The following is a 21,192-nucleotide window of genomic DNA, read 5'->3' on the forward strand; positions in this document are numbered from 1 at the left end:
TCTATATGCTTGTTCAATATTATTAATATCATTTTATTTAAAAATAAAAACTCTACTTCAAATAAGTTAATTTTATTTAAAGTAGAGCCCTATATTCATTATTTATATTATTTAATTTGATACTGCTTTATAAGCATATTTTTGTATATTTGCTACTTTAGATATAATAATCATTGTTATAAATTCTGTTACAAACATACTGACCCATATACCATTGGCCCCAAATATTTTAGATAAAACAATTAGTATAATAGGAAGAACTAATATTGAACGTAGAGCTCCTATTAAATTTGAATACTTAGTAAATTCTATCGCTTGATAATATACTGTTGTTGTTAAATTCTTTCCTATTAAAAAATATGCTAAATTAGTCATGTTAAGCGCTATATAAGCCATATCAATTATCACCTTATCTGATGTAAATATTCCTATTATAGGCTTTCCAAAGAATAAACATGTAAGGAAAAATCCAGTAGAAATTATCATACTAGTTTTAACAGCTAACCCATATACATTTATTATTTTATCTGCATCTTTAGCTCCGAAATTATAACTCATAAGAGGCTGTGCACCTAAAGTTACCCCTAATAATACTAAGTATATATTAGTAGTAATATAGTTTACTACTGCATAAGCTGAAAGTCCCATTTCTCCAATTACAAAAGTTATAGCAATATTATGAATAAGTATCATTACTGAAAAAGCTGCTTCTGCAATAAATGATGGGAAACCAACTTTTATAGCTTCCATTATAATTTCTTTTTCCATTTTAGATTTTCCAAATGTAAGCTTACCCCTTTTTCCTATAAAATGAGGTACTATTATTAAAACTGTTACTATTTGGCCTAAGCCCGTAGCTACTGCTGCACTTTTTATACCTAATCCTAATTTAAATATAAATATATAGTTTAATGCTACGTTACATATAGTACCTACTATAGTAGATATCATTGCAAGATTTGGTCTACTATCATTTCTTACAAAACTTCCAAGTGCAATTCCTAATAAATTTGGTATACAAAACATTGCATAGTATCTTAAATATTCTGCAGATAAATCTTGAAGATTTTCTGTAGCCCCCATTAATTTAACTATTGGAGATGCAAAAATAACACATACAACGCTAAGTGTTAAACTTATAATAACTAAAAACTTCATTACCTGTCTAAATACACTTATAGCCCTTTCATCATTTTTTGCTCCAAAGTTTTTTGAAACTAAAGCTCCACCACCAACTGCTACCATAGTAGCAAGACCAAAAAATATTATAGTAAGTGGCATAACTATATTTACAGCTGCAAGAGCTAAATCCCCAACACCTCTTCCTAAAAATACTCCATCTAATACTGTATTAAATGAAGCTATACACATAGCTAAAGCTGATGGTATAGCATATTTTAAAAATTCTTTTGACATATACTACAACCTCCTAAAAAATTATTTACTTTTTAGATTGTAAAGTGTACAGTTAGTGGAGTGTCAATATTTTTTTATTATTTTTTTAATATTTCTATTTGTACTAAAGTTTTTTCCTTTGTATCCTTATCTATCCTTGGCATTATCCACCTTTCATTAAAGTCTCCAACTACCTCTATATTATTTTCTTTTATGTATTTAACTATTTTTTTATAGTATTTTATATAATTTTTATAGTTGTCATCAAATAATATAGTTATATACTCTCCCTCCGGTAAAACACCTTCTCTTTTATACTTTTCTCTTTGAGAAAAACTTTTGATTCCTGTATATACTAACTTACCTTCACTAACTAATTTATCATAAGATGAACTTGCTCCAAGTTGAGGATATGTTTCATTGTACTTATTTTCAATATCGATAATAACCTTTCTTAAATGCATCTCGAATTCTTCTAATTCACTAGCTATACAATCGTACTTTATAAATTTACGTTCTTTATTATATTTTATAATCACTGTATTCATTTTAGAGTCTATTGTTTCTTCTATATTCGCTTCTAATTCATCTAAATATGATTTAACATCTGATAGCTCTTTAATTTTTTTCTCTAATAAGCTACTCTGTCTTTTTAATGTATTTAACATAGATTCTACGGTTCCATCAGAGTTTATAAGTTTTTTTATTTCTTCTAAAGACATTCCTATTAATTTGCAATATTTTATTATATCTATATGCATAAATTGCTCTATTGAATAATATCTGTAATTATTTTCTTTATTTATATATGCAGGTTTCAATATCCCTATTTGGTCATAATACCTAAGTGTCTTTATAGGTAAATTAGATAGCTTAGATATCTCTCCTATTGTAAAGTATGTTCTCATTTTACCACCTTCTTAAAAATTATTATATTTAATAATACACTAATGATACATTACTTTTTTCTAAAAAAATATAATTATTATAATTTTTAATATATAAAAAAAGTACTAAGTATTACCTTAGTACTCTTTTTTATAATTATGCTAATTGAGATTTAGCATCTTTATTATATTGTTCTAAGTCTAAATCTTTCTCACTATTTGCTATAACTAAAGTACAAACATTATCTCCCATAACGTTGACTGTAGTTCTAAACATATCTATAATTCTCTCAACTCCCATTATAAGACCTATACCTTCAAGTGGAAGTCCTACTGACTGAAGAACCATCGATAACATTATCATACCTACACCAGGAACTCCCGCTGTTCCTATAGATGCTAATGTTGCAGTAAGTACAATTGTCATCATATCATTTAATCCTAAATCTACTCCATATATTTGTGCTATAAATAATGCTGCTATTCCTTGCATTATAGCAGTACCGTCCATATTTATAGTTGCACCCATCGGTATTGTAAATGATCTTGTTGCTTTCCCAACACCTAATTCTTCCATTATCTCTAAGCTTACCGGTACTGAAGCATTACTTGACGCAGTAGAAAAAGTTACTGCTGCTACTTGTGTAAACTTTTTTAAAAAAGGCTTTATTTTTTGCTTTGTAAATATTTTGAATAATCCACCATAGACTACACTTACATGTATTAATAGTCCTAGTAATACAACAGCTACATACTTTAATAATGCAAATACTGCATCCGTTCCAACTGTTGCAAATGTATTAGCAACTAATGCAAATACTCCATATGGAGCAAATAACATTATTATATTTACCATTTTCATACAAACTTCATTTGCACTTTCAAATAATACTTTAATAGGTTCTGCCTTTTTACCAACAACATTTATAGCTACCCCTATAAGTAATGCAAAGAATATAACTTGTAACATATCTCCATTTGCTAATGATTGTATTGGATTACTTGGTATAATATTTAATATTATTTCAACTAACGATTTTGATTCTCCTATTGCAACATCTCCTGAAACTAAGTTACTCATGTCAAGACCTAAACCTGGTTTTAATACACTACCTAAGAATAATGATACTATTATTGCTATCGCAGTAGTTCCTAGATAAAATAACATAGTTTTTCCACCTATTCTACCTAACTTATTAACATCTCCCATAGAAGCCGAACCGCAAATTAATGAAACAAATACTAATGGAACAACCATCATTTTTATAGCAGAAGTAAATCCATTTCCAAAAATCTTAAATACTCCTCCTAAAATTACTGTATCTTTTATATAACTCGATGGCATCTGCTTTAATAGTAATCCAAATAAGAATCCTAGCAGAAGACCTAGTAAAATTTTACTCGTCAACGTGATCTTTTTTTTCATAATCATTCTCCTCTCTTCGAACTTTTTTCATTTTATATATTATATTATACACTACTACCTTTATTTTTTCATTAAAAAAATAAAGTCCGTCTATGTTTTAGGTGTCGAATTTTTAATTTTGTAAAGTTATCAGTGTCTTTAGTTTAATTAAATTAGTATTTTGATATTTAACCAACTTTCATTAAATAATATCTTCGAAAATTCATTAATTATATATAAATAAGGAGTATAAGTTAGATTTCTTAATATTTTCCAACTTATACTCCTTTTATTTTCTTATTTATATTATAATTAAAACGGCAGTTCTTCTTCTATTGAGTTAATATCCACTCCTACATTTTCAAATAATTTGTTACCATCATACTGCTTACTTTCTTCCTTTATATCATTGATTTTATCCCTTGTTTCGATATATTTAAAGCTGTTTACATAAATCTTAGTTATAGCTCTACTCTCATCATCTGCTGTCTTATACCTATCTACTACAACACTTCCTTGTATTAATGTAAATGCTCCTTTTTTTAATCTAGGAGCAAAAGCTTGAGCTCTATTACCCCATGCCTCTATATTTATAAAATCTGTTCCTCTATTACCATATTTATCTTTATAATCTCTATCTACTGCTAATGTAAATCTCGCTCTCGCAACTTGAGAATCTCCTACAAAATCTATATCTGCATCCCTAGTAAGTCGTCCTGCTAAAATAACATTATTCATAAATATCATCCTCTTTAATTTATTTTTATTTAAATTATGAACAATGATTTCATCTATAATACACATTTTCCAAAATTTAGATTTTTTATAGTAAATTTCAAAAAAAGAATGCAAATTTGCATTCTTTTTTCTAAGTTATTTTTAATTATATTAGTTTTCCATTATCTTTCTCATATTAAATATTCTAAATGATTTTTTATTTAATTCTATATTAAAATTATCATCTTCTTTAAATATGCTTTCTACATATTTTTTAACACCATAGTTTATATCTATTTCTTCCAAAATATCTCCATCTAAATTTATATTTATGTCTTGAATATAATCTTTTCTATTTACTAAAACTAAAATTCTTTCATTATCTTCAGTAAATCTTATAAACCCAAATACATCATCATTTTTAGTATCTATAAACTTAGTACCTCCATGAACTAATGGCTTTAATTTTTTTCTTGTTGATATTATATTTTTGTAGAATTCTATCATATCCTCATCTTCATTGTTCCAAGGATACGTTCTTCTATTATCTGGATCTTTTTTACCTATAAGGCCTGCTTCATCTCCGTAGTAAATGTATGGAACTCCTTCAAATGTCATTTGTATAGAAACAGCTAGTTTAACCATATCATTATCTTCATTTAATTCAGTTTTTATTCTAGTAACATCATGGCTACCTATTAGGTTTAGATTTGATTTAAAAGCTTCCTTAGGATAATTCTCTTTAATCCCCATAAACTTATTTCTAAGATCTTTAGATGTTATTTCTCCTTTTAAAAATGAAATTACATTGCTTCTAAAAGGATATCCCATAACTGAATCTAACTGATTTCCAAGAAGATAGCTTCTTCTTTCATCATAGCTTACTTTATTAGATGCATCTTCCCAGACTTCACCTGCTAAGATGGCCTCATTATCTATATCTTTCAATTCTTCTTTTAACAATTTTATAAAGTTAGTTGGAAGTTCATCAGCTACATCTAATCTCCAACCTTTTGCACCTTTACTTGTCCATTTTCTAATTATACTATCTTTACTTTTTATAATATAATCTATATATCCCGGATCTAATTCATTAACATTTGGTAATGTTTTTACACCCCACCAACATTTATATTCTAGAGGGAAGTTTTTAAAGTTATACCAAGAATTATATTTAGATTCTTGTGACTGAAAAGCTCCTACTTCATCATATGTTCCATACTTATTAAAATATTTACTATCTGCACCAGTATGGCTAAATACTCCATCTAATACTATATTTATACCTTTTTTTTCTGCTTTTTTTATTAAATCTTCAAATATTTCTTCATCCCCAAACATCGGATCTATCTTTTCATAGTTTCCTGTATCGTATTTGTGATTACTTGAAGATTCAAATATTGGACTTAAGTATATAATACTTACACCTAGCTTTTTTAAATATGTAAGTTTATCTATTATACCTTTTAAATTTCCACCATGAAAATCCCATCTTATTACTTCGCCTTCCTCATTCTTTATATACATAGGCGTATCACGCCAAGTTCCATATATAAAGCTATTTTCTTTAGGATTACTAGGCTTTTTGGTTTTATTACCATTATTAAATCTATCTACAAATATTTGATACACTATACCTTCTTTATACCAAGCAGGAACTTCATATTCTTCATACACAGTTACTTGATATTTATTTATATCATAATAAGAGTATTCACAAGCCTGCCCATCTTCCCTACTCTTTCCATAGAACAATTTTTGATTATTATTTAGTTCTATTTCAAAATAATAAAAGTAAATACCAGCTTCTTCAAATGGACTACATTCTCCGTTATAACAATTTTCACTTTCCTTTACTAAGTTAATTCTACTTAATTCTACATCTTCTCTAAATATTACCCAGGCAATATTTGATATATTAGACTCTTTATTTACATTTATTGATATTTTCATACCTTGATTGATTTTCAAGGCTCCAAAAGGAGCCTTGTTTTCCCAAGAATTATAGTTTATTATCTTCCCCATTTATCTCACACCCTTTAAACCAAATATCTTTTGCATATTCTAATATAGTTCTATCTGAAGAAAATATTCCTGAATTGGCTATATTGACTAAAGATATACTATTCCACTTTTCTTTTTGTTTATATAATTTATTTATTTTTTGCTGTGCCTCTATATAATTTTCCATATCTCTTAATACAAAATACTCATCATTATACGTTATTAATGAATCATAAATTTCTCTACCTTCTTTTTCTATATTAGGTATAAATCCATTTATTAAGTCATCTACAACTCTTTTTATATATCTATTAGACTTATATAAATCTAGTGCTGAGTATCCGCCATATTTATCATAATCTAGTACTTGTTTAGCACTTAATCCGAATAATATAATATTTTCATCTCCAACTTGCTCATGTATTTCAACATTTGCCCCATCCAATGTTGCTATAGTTACTGCACCATTCATCATAAATTTCATATTACTCGTTCCAGATGCTTCTTTTGTAGTTGTTGAAATTTGTTCACTTACATCAGCAGCCGGTATTATTATTTCAGCTAAGGATACACTATAGTTTTCAACAAAAACAACCTTTAGTTTATCTTTAACACTTTCATCATTATTAATTTTATATGCTACTGAATTTATAAATTTAATTATCGATTTTGCTAATTGATACCCAGGTGCAGCTTTTGCACCAAATATAAACGTTCTAGGCTCCATATCAAAATGTTGATTTTCCAATAATTCATGATATAAATGAAGTATATGGAAAACATTTAAAAGTTGCCTTTTATACGCATGTAACCTCTTAATTTGAACATCATATATAGAGTTTGGATTTATATCTATATCATATTTTTCTTTTATATGATTGGATAATATTTTTTTATTATTTGTTTTTATTTCATCTAATACATTTAATACATCTAAATCATCTTTATATTTTTCCAACTCTTTTAGTTTTGAAGTATCTCTTTTCCATTCACTTCCTATAAGTTCTGTGATAAGATTTGCTAGCTTCGGATTACAGCTTAGTAACCATCTTCTATGAGCTATTCCATTTGTCTTATTATTAAACTTTTCTGGTTCATCATCATAGAAATCTTTTAACACTTCATTTTTTAATATTTCAGTATGAAGATTTGCTACACCATTTACACTATGACTTCCCATTATGCATAAATGAGCCATACTTATATTTTCACAATTTATAATACTCATATGGTCGATCATGTTAATATCTCCATAATATTTTTCATTTAAATAATTCTTATACCTTCTATCTATCTCTTCTATTATCATGTATATTCTAGGAAGTAATTTCTTCATCATTTCTGCAGGCCATTTTTCCATAGCCTCAGCCATTATTGTATGATTTGTATAAGATATTGTATTTTGGGTTATATCCCAAGCCTCATCCCAAGATAATCCTTCTTCATCTAATAATATTCTCATCAATTCTGGAATACAAAGTGTTGGATGTGTATCATTTATATGAATAGCAACACTTTTAGGTAGGTCTAATATATTAGACTTATGCTTTTTAAATTTTCTTATTATATCTTGAATCCCTGCACTAACGAAGAAGTATTCTTGCTTTAATCTAAGTAATCTTCCTGCATAGTTCGAGTCATTTGGATATAAAACTTGTGATATTTCTTCTGCATAGTACTTATATTTTAGTGCATCATCATAGCTTCCCGAATAATTTTTAGCATTAGAAGATGTAGGACCAAAATCTCTTCTTACAATATCACTTTTAAATAATCTTAATGTATTTATAGCATCATTTTCATATCCTATAATAGGAATATCATAAGGCATAGCCATAACTGGAATGTAATTTTTATGAACTACTCTTAACCTTTTATTATCATCTATTAATTCTACATCCCCTTCAAATTTAACTACTACAGCCTTATTAGGTCTTACAGTTTCCCATATATAATTTCCTTGTGTAAGCCAGTTATCAGGAACTTCTACCTGATAACCGTTAACAAATTTTTGCTCAAAAAGACCATACTTGTATCTAATTCCGTATCCATGACCACTTATATCTAATGATGCCATAGAATCTAAGAAACATGCTGCTAGTCGTCCTAATCCACCATTTCCTAGGGCTGGGTCTACTTCTTCTTCTATTAAGTCATCTAAGCTAATTCCTAAATCTGTTAAACCATCTCTTATAGTTTTTTCTAGGTCTAGATTTAATAAATTAGATTTTAGCTGTCTTCCTATTAAAAACTCTATACAAAAATAATATACTTCTTTTTGACAACTTACTTTAGTTTCAACCCATCTTTTTGCAATTATATCTTTTATAACGCTACATAAAACATTTAATAATTGCTCATTACTAGCTTCATTTATAGACTGAGCATACAAACTATACATCTTAGTTTCAAATTGCTGTTTAAATTTCTTTTTACTAATTGTGACCAAAATCAAATCACCCCTTTAATCTAGCATATCTTGATAGGTCTTTATATAATCTTGAGCTGATTTCTTCCAGCTACTATCAGTTTCCATAGCATTAAACATTAATTTTTTCCAAGTATCTTTATCATTATAAAGTCCTACCGCTCTCTGTATGCAATAAAGCATCTCATGAGCATTATAATTTGCAAATGTAAATCCATTTCCCTCTTTAGTATATTGGTTATATGGCTTAACTGTATCTTTTAAACCACCGGTTTCTCTAACAATTGGAAGTGTTCCATATCGCATGGCTAACATTTGTCCAATTCCACATGGTTCAAATAATGATGGCATTAAGAATATATCACTTGCTGCATATATTTGCTGTGCTAATGCACTATCAAATGTTATTCTTGCGGATACTTTATTAGGGAAATGTGAATCATAATAATTAAACATCGATTGATATTGATGCTCTCCAGTACCTAGAACTACTATTTGTAAATTTTCTCTCATAAGTTCTGGCATAATATAAGATATTAAATCAAATCCTTTTTGTGATACTAATCTAGAAACTATTCCTATTAGTGGTATATCATGGTTTACTTCAAGACCTAAAATTTCTTGCAATTTAAGTTTATTTTCAACTTTTTTGTCAATACTATTAATATCAAAGTTAACAAATATATCTTTATCTGTTTTAGGATTATTTAAATCATAATCTATTCCATTTAATATTCCGGTTAATTTAGATGAATTATGTCTTAATAATCCATCTAAGCTTTCTCCATAAAACTCAGTTTGTATTTCATTTGTATAAGTAGGGCTTACAGTGCTTACCTTATCACTAAATACTATACCTGATTTCATAAAGCTAACTCCTCCATAGTATTCAACATCTCCATTTTCAAGATACTTATATGGAAGGTCTAGTACATCTCCTAAAACCGAATTAGAAAATACACCTTGATATTGTAAATTATGGATAGTGTATATAGTTTTTATATCTTTATATCCTTGTAAATTCCTATACTTCTCATTTAAAGTTAATGGTATCATACCTGTATGCCAATCATTTAGATGAATTATATCCGGATAAAAATCAAGTATTGATATAGCTTTTAACACAGCATTACTAAAGAAAGTATATCTTTCTGCATCATCATCATATCCATAAAGGTATGCAATTTCTCCCTCCCTTCTAAAGTAATATTCATTATCTATAAAGTAAAACTTAACTCCATCTAATTCCATTTCTAAAAGTCCACAGTATTGGTTTCTCCATCCAACCTTGACATTAAATATAGCTACTTCTTTTAATTTTTCTTTTAAATAATTTGGCATATTTGAATACTTTGGAAGTATTACTCTAATATCAATACCTTCCTTTTTTAATGCTTTAGGTAATGCATAAGCTACATCACCTAATCCCCCTGTTTTTGCAAATGGCCAACACTCTGATGTTGCATAAAGAACTTTCACTAAAAATTTCCCCCCTCTAAATACTTATATCTTTTTCTATGACTATAGGATAATTTTCATCTCCTCTTAATTCTTTTCCTTCACCCATATTTATATTTTTATCAAATATAACATTTTGTAAATATGCACCTTTATCTATAATACAGTTTTGCATTACTACACAGTTTTCTATATTAGCACCTTCTTTTATATGTACCTTTCTAAATATAATACTATTTTTCACATTTCCTTCTATTACGCATCCTGTAGCTATAAATGAGTTCTCTACATTTGCATTATCAGAATATACTGTAGGCGATTCATTTTTTTCTTTAGTTAATATTCTTCTATCTGAATATAATAATTCCTTAGCTATATCTATATTTAATAAGTCTTTACTCATATCAAAGTATGATTTAGTTGTTTTTATACATTTTAAATATCCATTGTATTCATACGCTCCAACTCTTAAATTATTTACATTTTCAGATATGTAATCTTCTAAATATAAATATTCTCCTGTATTACTTAACATATATATAGTTTTTATAAAATCTTCTCTTTTCATTATGTATGTTTCCATCCATATATTTGCATTAGAGTATACCCCTAAGTTACTACCTATATTTACTACTTTTTTATCATCTAACACCAGAGTCAAATTTCCATCAAAATCTTCATTTGCATTATCAACTGGTTTATATACCATTGTTATATCATTTTTAGATCTTATATGGTATTTAATAGCTTCACTATAATCCATATTACACATCATATAACTTGGTGAAATTAGTATATATTCTTCTTCACTCTTTTCTATATAACCTATATTGCATAATATATTGTAAATATCTCCCTTTCTATATGGATATTTATTTTGTACTTCAGTATCTTCTGGACTAAATATATATAATCCACCTTTTTTTCTACTTAAATCCCAATCTTTTCCGCTTCCTATGTGATCAGTTAAAGATCTGTATTTTTCTTTTGCATATATTCCTATATTAGTAATTCCTGAGTTTACCATATTAGATAAAGTGAAATCTATTACTCTATATCTTCCTGCTATCGGCGTTGATGCTAAGGGTCTTCCATAATTAAGTTTACTTATATTTGGCTCCCCTTTTTTATTTAAATTTATTAATCCCATACACTTATTTGCCATTTTACAGACCTCCTTCTAATACAGCTTCAGCTTTTATAACTTCATACTCAGAAACTACATTTATTTCATTTCTATCATTTTTTATATAGCAATTATCTTCTATTATTGCCCCTTCTCCGATCATAGCTTTTTCTATAACTACATTTTTACCTATTTTAACATTAGGCATTATTACCGAATCTTTTATAATACTTCCTTCTCCAATTTCTACTCCATGAGATAATACAGAATGATCCACTTTACCTAGTACCATGCAACCATCTGCGATCATTGATTTACTTAAATTTGCATTTGAACCAACATATTGAGGAGGCATAGCCTTTGTATTTGTGTATATTCTCCATTTATTATCATTTAACTTTAATGTTTCTTCTGAATTTATAAGATCCATATTAGCTTCCCACAAGCTTTGTATAGTACCTACATCTCTCCAATATCCCGTGAACGGATATGCAAACATTTCAACATTGTCTTCTAGCATTTGAGGTAATAAATTTTTTCCAAAATCATCATAGTTTACATTTTCTGTTTCAATCTGTTTAAAGTAACTTTTTAAGACCTTCCAATCAAATATATAAACTCCCATAGAAGCTAAATTATTTTTAGGATTTTCAGGTTTTTCATCAAATTCATAAATACTTCCATCATTATTTGTATTCATTATTCCAAATCTTGAAGCTTCATCCCATGGAACTTCAATTACAGCTATAGTAGCTTTTGCATTTCTTTCTTTATGATATGATAGCATTTTATTATAATCCATTTTATATATATGATCACCTGATAATACTAATACATATTCAGGGTTATAATTATCTATAAAATCAATATTTTTATATATAGCATCTGCAGTACCTTTATACCAATTTCCTTCTGTTTCATTCATATATGGTTGAAGTACATATACTCCTCCATTTATTCTATCTAAATCCCAATGGCTTCCCATACCTATATGAGTATTTAAAATTAATGGTCTATATTGTGTTAATACACCTACTGTATCTATACCTGAATTAGAACAATTGCTTAATACAAAATCTATTATTCTATACTTTCCACCGAATGATACTGCTGGCTTAGCAATTCTTTTTGTAAAAACTCCTAGTCTTGAACCTTGTCCCCCTGCTAAAATCATAGCTAACATTTCTTTTTTCACTAGTTATCCCCCTTATTACTAATCACTAATTTATTATTAAAATATTTTTTATATTTTTATAATTCCTGAACTTTGATTATACTTTTTTTATTTATAATTTCACTTTTCTTACTCTTACCACCAATAAGTATTTTCTCTTCTTTATTTATATCTAATTTATCTAAAAATATATCTTTTCCCTTAATAAAACTTACTCCTAAAGGAGGAACTTTTATTTTTATATAGTGGTCTTTATTATGCCATTTTTCATTTATAGAAGTTAACTTAGCACCTTCCATAGTTTGGTTTGATCCAAAATATTTATCATTGTCAGAGTTTAATACTTCTTCATATACACCCTCATATGGAACACCTACTTTATAGTCATAGTAAACAATAGGAGTGAAGTTTATTACTGCTATCATAAAATCTTTAGGCTTTTTACCTTTTCTCATAAGTACTACTACACTTTGTTCACTATTGTGAGGATCAATAAAATCAAAACCTTCATAACTATTATCTATTTCATGTAAGGCTTTTTCACTTCTATATAAATTATTTAAATCTCTTATATAATCTTTCATCTTAATATGAGGCTCTATTTCTAAAAGCTCCCATTCTAATCCATAAGCATATCGCCACTCTAACCCTTGAGCAAATTCGCATCCCATAAATAAAAGTTTCTTTCCTGGGTGCATCATATAATACGCATATAAAGTTCTAAGATTTGCAAATTTTTGCCATGTATCCCCTGGCATTTTATCCAATAATGATTTTTTACCATGGACAACTTCATCATGAGATAAAGGTAGTATGAAATTTTCTGAGAAGGCATACATAAAAGAAAAAGTTATTAATTCATGATGATATTTCCTATATATAGGATCCATTTCCATGTATCTTAAGGTATCATTCATCCATCCCATATTCCATTTATATGTAAAACCTAGTGCTCCCTTATATGTTGGTCCTGTTACCATTGGCCATGCTGTAGATTCTTCAGCTACTACTATAGGGTTATCAACGTATCTATATATAGTTTCATTAAATCGTTTTAAAAAATCTATTGCTTCTAAATTTTCTCTTCCTCCATATTTATTCGGTTTCCATTGACCTATGTCATAATCTAAATACAACATACTGGATACTGCATCTACTCTCATTCCATCTATATGAAACTCATTAAACCAATAAATGGCGTTTGATAATAAAAAGCTATTAACTTCTGATTTTCCTAAATCAAAATGAGCAGTTCCCCAGCCTATATTTTCAGCCTTTAGTGGATCACTATATTCAAATTGATTAGTTCCATCAAACTTATATAATCCATGTTCATCTTTGCAAAAATGGCTATATGCAAAATCTACTATTACTCCAATTTCACTTTTATGGCACTTGTCTATAAATGCTTTAAATTCATCTGGTCTACCATATCTGCTAGTGCTACTATAATATCCTATAGTTTGATATCCCCAAGATTCATCTAATGGATGCTCCGTTATAGGAAGTATTTCTATATGTGTATATCCCATATCTTTTACATAATCTATCATTTCATAGAGTTCATCATAAGAAAAAAATTCCCCATCCCATTTTCTTTTCCATGAACCTAAATGAACCTCATAAATATTCATCGGCTCATTGTCATACTTTTTATTTTCTCTATTTTTTAACCATTTTTGATCTTTCCACTTATAATCGTCTTGATTATATACTATAGATGCAGTGTTTGGCCTTTTTTGAGAATATACTGCATATGGATCCGATTTCATTCTACTGATACCATCATAACCTATTACATTATATTTATATGATTGACCTATTATTACATTTGTTAGAAAAATACTCCATATTCCACTATCATTAATATTTTCCATAGGATATGATTCTTTGTTCCAATCATTGAAATCTCCTACTAAATACACATTTTTCGCATTTGGTGCCCATACATTAAAACATATCCCCTTTTTACCTTTGCGCGTAGCTATATGGCTTCCCATAAATTTGTAGCTATCATATGAATGACCCATTTTAAATCTATCAATATTTTCTCGGCTAATGAGATCTTCATATTTTATATTTTTTTTGTACGCCATATGTAAAATTTCCTCCCCCTATTGATCTCTCACATAGTAATTAATTATATAGTAAAATGTTCTATGCTTTAATTAATTATATAGTAAAACATTATATACTTTACGAATAAGTTTTAGAAAAATTCAGTCATTTTATTGTATGTTATTCCATATTAATAAATCTATTTTCATATATCGAGTTTATTCGTGGTAAAGATTCAATTAATATTAAATCTAAAAAAAGAAGTCTTATAAAATTATAAGACTTCTTTAAAATAATTTATTCTATATAAATACTACTTATCATCACCTAAAACCTCTTTTATTCCTTTAAATGTTCCTAAAAAGTTTACAGTATCTGAAGGTAGTATAAGCTTCGTTGCATTTCCATCTGCCATTTTTTCAAGAGCTTCTATTGATTTTAAAGCTAGCATATTATCATCAATATCAGATTCTTTCATAGCTAAAAATACTTCTCTTAAACCTTTAGCATTTGCTTCTTGGACTCTAAATATAACTTCTGCATCCCCTTGAGCTTTTGCTATTGCAATTTGTCTTATTGCTTCAGCCTCACCTTGCGCTTTAAGTATATCTGCTTCTTTTTGACCTTCTGCCTCACGAATCGTAGATTCTTTTTTAGCTTCTGCTCTAAGTATTGCAGATTGCTTTTCCCCTTCCGCCTGAAGTATTGATGCAGATTTGTTACCTTCTGCTTGAAGGATAGATTCTCTTCTTTCTCTTTCTGCTCTCATTTGTTTTTCCATAGTTACTTGTATATCATGTGGAGGCATTATATTTTTAAGCTCTACTCTATTTACTTTTATACCCCACTTATCTGTTGCTTCATCTAATATTACTCTCATTTTTGTATTTATTATATCTCTAGACGTTAATGTTTCATCTAGGTCTAATTCACCTATTATATTTCTAAGAGTTGTTGCTGTTAAATTTTCTATTGCTGTTATTGGATTTGCTATTTCAAATACATATCTAGCTGGATCTGTAACTCTATAATAAACTACAGTATCTATTTGCATAGTTACATTATCCTTAGTTATAACTGGTTGCGGTGGAAAATCTACTACATTTTCTCTTAAATCAATTACATAGCTCATAGTATCTATAAATGGTACTAAAAAATGAACTCCTGTATCTGCTACTTTTAGAAACTTTCCAAGTCTCATTACTATTCCTACTTTAGACTGCTTTATTACCCTAACACATGATAAGCCTAATATTACAACAACAGCTATTAATACTATTGGTAATATTATCGGCATTACTGATTCTACCATTTAAATCATACCCCCACTATATTTATTTTTTTTATTTTTTTGACAACTAATTTAACTCCCTCAATTTTAACTACTTCTACAATATCGCCTTTTTCTAATTTTCTTCCATCAATAGATATAGCACTCCACTTTTCACTATCAACTACTACTAATCCAGTTTGACCCGGAAGTATTTCTGACTCCACTGTTCCTCTCTTTGAAATGATAGCCTGCAAGTTAGTATTATATTTATAACTTTCATCTTTTTTTACTATTTTTTTAGTAGCTATAAATAAAAGAGCTGTAGATATTATTGCAAATAGTACTATTTGTATAAATATACTCTCTATAAAGCTGCTTAAAAATAATACTACTAATGCACCTATGCTAAACCATATTAATGTTAAACTAGGTGTCATAGCCTCTGCTATCCCAAATGCAATAGCTATTATTAACCATATTAACTTCATATCAATCCCTCATTTAATATTATATTTTAAATTTATTAAGCTTTTAAATCTTCTATTATTAAATATATGTTTATAAAAAAAATTATTAACTAAAAAATAAGATTCTCCCCTCTTATTTAAATACAGTTTACCATAATTTAAAGCTATATATATTACAAAAAGATTACGACTGCATAAACAAGCATAAAATTTAAATATATATACCCACAAATCGGATAAAATATAATCTCCTTATATATAAAATAACTCCTGCTAAGTACAGGAGCTATCTAATGAATATTATGTATCTTTCCCAATTAATTATTTTTAAAATTATAATTTATCTTAGATACATTATTTTATCTTCATTTATATTTAAATTTACACTATCATTAATATTAAAATCTACACTATCTTTATATAGGTCTACTTGAATAAGTTTACATTCTCTATTTTCTTTATTTTTAATAAAGATTGTATATCCAAATGGATTTTTTACTATATTTTTTATTTTAAATAATCCTTTTATATCTTTTTTCAAATTAATATGTTCTTGGCGAATTCCTATATAATTAATATTATCATCTAAAGCTTTATTAGTATTAATTACAAAGCTTAAGTCTGAAATATAAAAATTATGACCCTTAGTTTTTTCTATTTTTAATATATTTTTACAACCTGTCATTTTAGCTTCTACAATTGAATTTGGACTTTTAAATAGCTCCTCTATTTTTTTTTTATCCTTAGATAGCCCTTTATCGTATACTACTATATCATCGCAAACTCTATACGCTTCTTTTATATCATGAGTTACAAATATTACTTCACCTTTATAATCATTTAATATATTTACTAGCTCTATTTCCATGTCACTTCTAAGATGGTAGTCTAGCGCTGAAAATGGTTCATCTAAAAGCAATATTTCTGGCTCTGTAGCTAAAACTCTAGCCAATGCAACTCTTTGAGATTGTCCTCCTGATAGTTGATGAGGATATCTATTTTCTAATCCTACTAATTTAAATTTCTGAATGTATTTATTTGATATATATTTTATTTTATTTTTTTCTAAATTAAATAATCCAATTTCTATATTTTCTCTCACAGTCATATGTGGAAAAAGTGCATAATTTTGAAATAGAAATCCAATTTTTCTTTCTTGTACTGATAAATTTATTTTCTTTTCTGAGTCAAATAATATTCTATTATTTAACTCTATTTTTCCTTTTGTTGGAGTTTCAATACCAGCTATGCATTTTAAAGTCATACTTTTACCACAACCAGATTCACCTAAAAAACCAAGAACATTACCATTTTGTTCAAATTTAACTTTTAAATTAAAGGACTCTAACTTCTTTTCTATATCAATATAAAATGACATTTACTTTAGCCTCTTTCCTATTATTTTTTGTTGTTTATCAGACCAGTAATTTAGAATTATAATCATAAGAAATGATATTAAAATAATCATAATTACCCACGTCATGGCCTTGTTCATGTCTCCACTTTCAACAGCAAAAAAAATAGCTACTGGCATTGTTTGAGTTTTACCTGGAATATTACCTGCTATCATCAAAGTTGCCCCAAATTCCCCCAACGCTCTAGCAAATGTTAATACACATCCTCCAATAATTCCAGGATACGCTAGCGGAATAGCAATCTTTGTAAAAATCTTTAACTCACTAAGACCTAATGTTCTTGCCGATAGAATAATATTATCATCAATTTGCTCAAATGCTGATCTAGTCGTCCTATACATCATAGGAAATGAAACAACAACTGCTGATATAACTGTTGCTGACCAAGTAAATATTATATTTTTATCAAATGAAAAAAGTAATTTACCTAAAATTGAATTCTTACCTAAAATAATTAGTAGAAAAAAACCTATTACTGTAGGTGGCAATATTAATGGTATTGTTAGTAATCCATCAATTAACCCCTTAAATTTTCCTTTATACATTGCCATTTTATAAGACACCAATATCCCTATAAAAAAAGTAATACTAGTCGCTAAAATAGAGGTTTTTATAGATATATATAGTGGTGACCAATCCATAACTTTAAATTCCTTTCTATACTTTCTAATCTTTAATTGTATCCATATTTATTTAATATTTTTTTTACATCTTCACTAAGTAAAAATTCTTCAAGTTTCTTACTTTGTTCAATTTTTTTGCTACTCTTTGTAATAGCTACTGGATAAATTATTGGCGAATGATTTTTTTCATCTATAACTTCAATTACTTTAACGCTATCATTATTTACAGTATCACTTATATAAACAAATCCTGCATCCGCATTTCCTGAGCTTGTCCAAGCTAATACTTCTTTTACATCTTTTCCAAAGGTTAATTTATCTTTTATTTTCTCTTTTAAGTTTAAACTATTTAATACTTCATCTGCATATTTCCCTGCTGGTACACTATCAGGATAACCAACACCTATATGTTTTATTTTATCTGTAGTCAAGTCATCTATTTTACCTAAAGTTCCATCCTTTGGAGCTATTAAAGCCAGCTTATTTCTTGTAAATTCTTTAACTGTATCAGATACTAAAAATCCACCTTTATCTAAATCATCTACTTGGCTTTGTCCTGCTGATATAAAAATATCACATGGAGCTCCCTGTTCAATTTGTTGCTTTAAAGAACCTGAACTTCCGTAATTTATAGTAAGATTTATATTTTTATTTTTACTTTCATATTCAGTTTTTATTTCGCCCATAACTTCTTTTAAACTAGCTGCAGCTGATATATTTATTTCTTCAACTGTGTTTTTAGATTGGCATCCAACCATTACTAGAAAAACTGGAAGTATAAAGTACAGCTTCTTAATTATATTTTTCATTTTTTCTTACCCCCCTATAATATATTTTCCTTAATACTATATAATTTTACATTAAAATAGCGCCTAATAATATAGGCGCTGTAACTTTTAAGCTAAGTTTCTTTTAAAAAGTATATTAATTAAACCAGTTTCACTGTCTTCATTGACTATTGCATCAACTTCGTATACTGCTTTTATTAATTCTTTAGTCAATACTTCTTTTGGAGTTCCGTATTTGACTATTTCTCCATTTTTTAATACATATATCTTATCACAGTACATAGCTGCAATATTTAAGTCATGTATTGCTGCTACTACTTCTATATTTAAATTTTTAACTATATCCATTAATTGTAATTGATATTTTATATCTAGGTGGTTAGTTGGTTCGTCTAATATTAAACATGATGTTTTTTGAGCTAAAGCTCTTGCTAATATTATACGTTGTTGCTCCCCTCCAGATAGAGTAGAAAATATTCTATCCTTAAAATCTAACATATTTACCTTATCTAAAGATTTATACATAATTTTATAATCATCTTCAGTATCTCTTTCCATCATTTTTTTGTGAGGAGATCTCCCCATTAATACTATATCTTTTACAGTAAAATCAAAATCATAATAATTATGCTGAGAAACAACCGCCATTTTTTTAGCAGTATCTTTTATAGATAGCTTATCTATATTTACTTCATCTAATTTTATAGTTCCGCCATGTGGTTTTAATGTTCTATAAATACATTTTAAAAATGTTGATTTTCCACTTCCATTTGGCCCTATTATTCCTACAAATTCTTTATTATCTACATCTATATTAATATTCGTTAAAATATCTATATCACCTATTTTAGCATTAACTCCATATGTTTTTATATGCATTAATTTTTCCCTCCAAATCCGTAAGCATTTCTTATCATTAACCAAATAAAACATGGAGCTCCTATTATAGAAGTTAATATACCTATTGGGATTTCAGTTCCTTTTATTATTATTCTAGATAATACATCTGCCCATATTAAAAATATTGCTCCTAATATTGCAGCTATAGGTATTATCTTCTTGTGGTCTGTTCCAAATATCATTCTTACTATATGAGGTATGACAAGGCCTACAAATCCTATCATACCAGATGCATACACTAAAACTCCTATCATCAATGATGTTATTATCAGATACATATGTCTATACTTATGCAAATCAGTTCCTAAAGTAATAGAAACTTCATCTCCTAATAACATTAAGTTTAATGTTCTGTATTGAGTTATAAAAAATATAGTTCCAATTATTATTATAGGTAGTATAAAAATTAACTCTTCCCATTTAGCTCCTGCCAAACTTCCCATAAGCCAAAATGTTATAGTTTTTATTTTACTTGCATCATCCACTATATATACTATAAAGCTCGAAAATGCACTACAAACTGAACTTATTGCTGTTCCTGCTAATAGAAGTTTTATAGAATTTGCTCTTCCTCCAATATTTGATATAACAAGAACTAGTATAGATGCTATAAATGCTCCAATAAAACCAGAAACTCCAATTGCATTACTTCCTAATATTGAACCAACTCCAAACATGACAGCTATTGTAGCTCCTAATGATGCTCCTGATGATACCCCTAATATATAAGGATCTGCTAGTGGATTTTTTACAATAGCTTGCATTACTATTCCCACTACTGATAATCCCATACCTACACATATTGCTAATACAATTCTTGGAAGCCTTATAAGCCACACAACATCATGAATAGCTCCATTACCTAGGATTTCTGATTGTCCAATATTAAATAGTTTATAAAAAATAATATCATATACTTCTTTTATGCTTATATCAACAGAACCAAGTGTAACTGCAAGGCCTACTGATAAAAATAATAGTATTAATAAAAATATAGAAACACCTATATAAATAGGTGTTCCTTTAAATATATTAGAGTTTCCATCTTTAATATAAATTTCTTTTTCCATTATG

The 21,192-nt window shown here is 27.8% G+C and carries 17 protein-coding genes; all 17 read right to left on the minus strand.

The annotated features are described in order from the left end of the window. Positions 1 to 111: 111 nt before the first annotated feature. On the minus strand, positions 112 to 1,416 hold the full coding sequence (locus tag JNUCC81_RS15570) for an MATE family efflux transporter (protein WP_454094302.1): 1,305 nt from the start codon (positions 1,414 to 1,416) through the stop codon (positions 112 to 114). Positions 1,417 to 1,493: 77 nt separating this feature from the next. Then, positions 1,494 to 2,303: a MerR family transcriptional regulator gene (locus tag JNUCC81_RS15575; protein WP_454094303.1), complete on the minus strand. Its 810-nt coding sequence runs from the start codon at positions 2,301 to 2,303 to the stop codon at positions 1,494 to 1,496. 136 nt (positions 2,304 to 2,439) lie between these two features. Then, complete coding sequence (locus tag JNUCC81_RS15580) at positions 2,440 to 3,708, minus strand: dicarboxylate/amino acid:cation symporter (protein WP_454094304.1); 1,269 nt, start codon at positions 3,706 to 3,708, stop codon at positions 2,440 to 2,442. A gap of 291 nt (positions 3,709 to 3,999) precedes the next feature. Further along, positions 4,000 to 4,425: a single-stranded DNA-binding protein gene (locus tag JNUCC81_RS15585; protein WP_454094305.1), complete on the minus strand. Its 426-nt coding sequence runs from the start codon at positions 4,423 to 4,425 to the stop codon at positions 4,000 to 4,002. Between the two features lie 150 nt (positions 4,426 to 4,575). Beyond that, the gene (locus JNUCC81_RS15590; RefSeq protein ID WP_454094306.1) at positions 4,576 to 6,429 is read right to left on the minus strand and encodes a glycoside hydrolase family 13 protein; all 1,854 of its coding nucleotides are present in this window, start codon (positions 6,427 to 6,429) and stop codon (positions 4,576 to 4,578) included. Beyond that, positions 6,407 to 8,857, minus strand: a complete 2,451-nt coding sequence (locus JNUCC81_RS15595) for a glycogen/starch/alpha-glucan phosphorylase (RefSeq protein WP_454094307.1) — start codon at positions 8,855 to 8,857, stop codon at positions 6,407 to 6,409. The genes JNUCC81_RS15590 and JNUCC81_RS15595 overlap by 23 nt, the downstream gene beginning before the upstream one ends. Positions 8,858 to 8,872: 15 nt before the next feature. Further along, entirely contained in the window at positions 8,873 to 10,315 is a 1,443-nt protein-coding gene (gene glgA / locus JNUCC81_RS15600; protein ID WP_454094308.1) for a glycogen synthase GlgA, read from the minus strand. Between the two features lie 16 nt (positions 10,316 to 10,331). Then, a complete protein-coding gene (gene glgD, locus JNUCC81_RS15605; RefSeq protein ID WP_208331947.1) occupies positions 10,332 to 11,459 on the minus strand; it encodes a glucose-1-phosphate adenylyltransferase subunit GlgD in 1,128 nt (375 codons plus the stop codon). A gap of 1 nt (position 11,460) precedes the next feature. Continuing rightward, a complete protein-coding gene (locus JNUCC81_RS15610) occupies positions 11,461 to 12,615 on the minus strand; it encodes a glucose-1-phosphate adenylyltransferase (RefSeq protein ID WP_454094309.1) in 1,155 nt (384 codons plus the stop codon). A gap of 56 nt (positions 12,616 to 12,671) precedes the next feature. After that, positions 12,672 to 14,690 (minus strand): 1,4-alpha-glucan branching protein GlgB, encoded by a 2,019-nt coding sequence (gene glgB, locus JNUCC81_RS15615; protein ID WP_454094310.1) that lies wholly within the window; start codon positions 14,688 to 14,690, stop codon positions 12,672 to 12,674. A 275-nt stretch (positions 14,691 to 14,965) separates the two neighbouring features. Next, on the minus strand, positions 14,966 to 15,964 hold the full coding sequence (locus tag JNUCC81_RS15620; protein WP_454094311.1) for an SPFH domain-containing protein: 999 nt from the start codon (positions 15,962 to 15,964) through the stop codon (positions 14,966 to 14,968). Between the two features lie 5 nt (positions 15,965 to 15,969). Beyond that, positions 15,970 to 16,413, minus strand: a complete 444-nt coding sequence (locus JNUCC81_RS15625; protein ID WP_454094312.1) for an NfeD family protein — start codon at positions 16,411 to 16,413, stop codon at positions 15,970 to 15,972. A 319-nt stretch (positions 16,414 to 16,732) separates the two neighbouring features. Further along, complete coding sequence (locus tag JNUCC81_RS15630) at positions 16,733 to 17,770, minus strand: sulfate/molybdate ABC transporter ATP-binding protein (RefSeq protein ID WP_454094313.1); 1,038 nt, start codon at positions 17,768 to 17,770, stop codon at positions 16,733 to 16,735. Continuing rightward, positions 17,771 to 18,448: a molybdate ABC transporter permease subunit gene (modB, locus tag JNUCC81_RS15635; protein WP_454094314.1), complete on the minus strand. Its 678-nt coding sequence runs from the start codon at positions 18,446 to 18,448 to the stop codon at positions 17,771 to 17,773. Positions 18,449 to 18,480: 32 nt separating this feature from the next. Next, the gene (gene modA, locus JNUCC81_RS15640; protein WP_454094315.1) at positions 18,481 to 19,239 is read right to left on the minus strand and encodes a molybdate ABC transporter substrate-binding protein; all 759 of its coding nucleotides are present in this window, start codon (positions 19,237 to 19,239) and stop codon (positions 18,481 to 18,483) included. Positions 19,240 to 19,326: 87 nt separating this feature from the next. Next, on the minus strand, positions 19,327 to 20,097 hold the full coding sequence (locus JNUCC81_RS15645; RefSeq protein ID WP_454094316.1) for an ABC transporter ATP-binding protein: 771 nt from the start codon (positions 20,095 to 20,097) through the stop codon (positions 19,327 to 19,329). Continuing rightward, positions 20,097 to 21,188 carry a FecCD family ABC transporter permease gene (locus tag JNUCC81_RS15650; RefSeq protein ID WP_454094317.1) on the minus strand — a complete coding sequence of 364 codons (1,092 nt, stop codon included), beginning with the start codon at positions 21,186 to 21,188 and terminating at the stop codon, positions 20,097 to 20,099. The genes JNUCC81_RS15645 and JNUCC81_RS15650 overlap by 1 nt, the downstream gene beginning before the upstream one ends. Positions 21,189 to 21,192: the final 4 nt, after the last annotated feature.

The organism is Faecalimicrobium sp. JNUCC 81, from assembly GCF_053667625.1.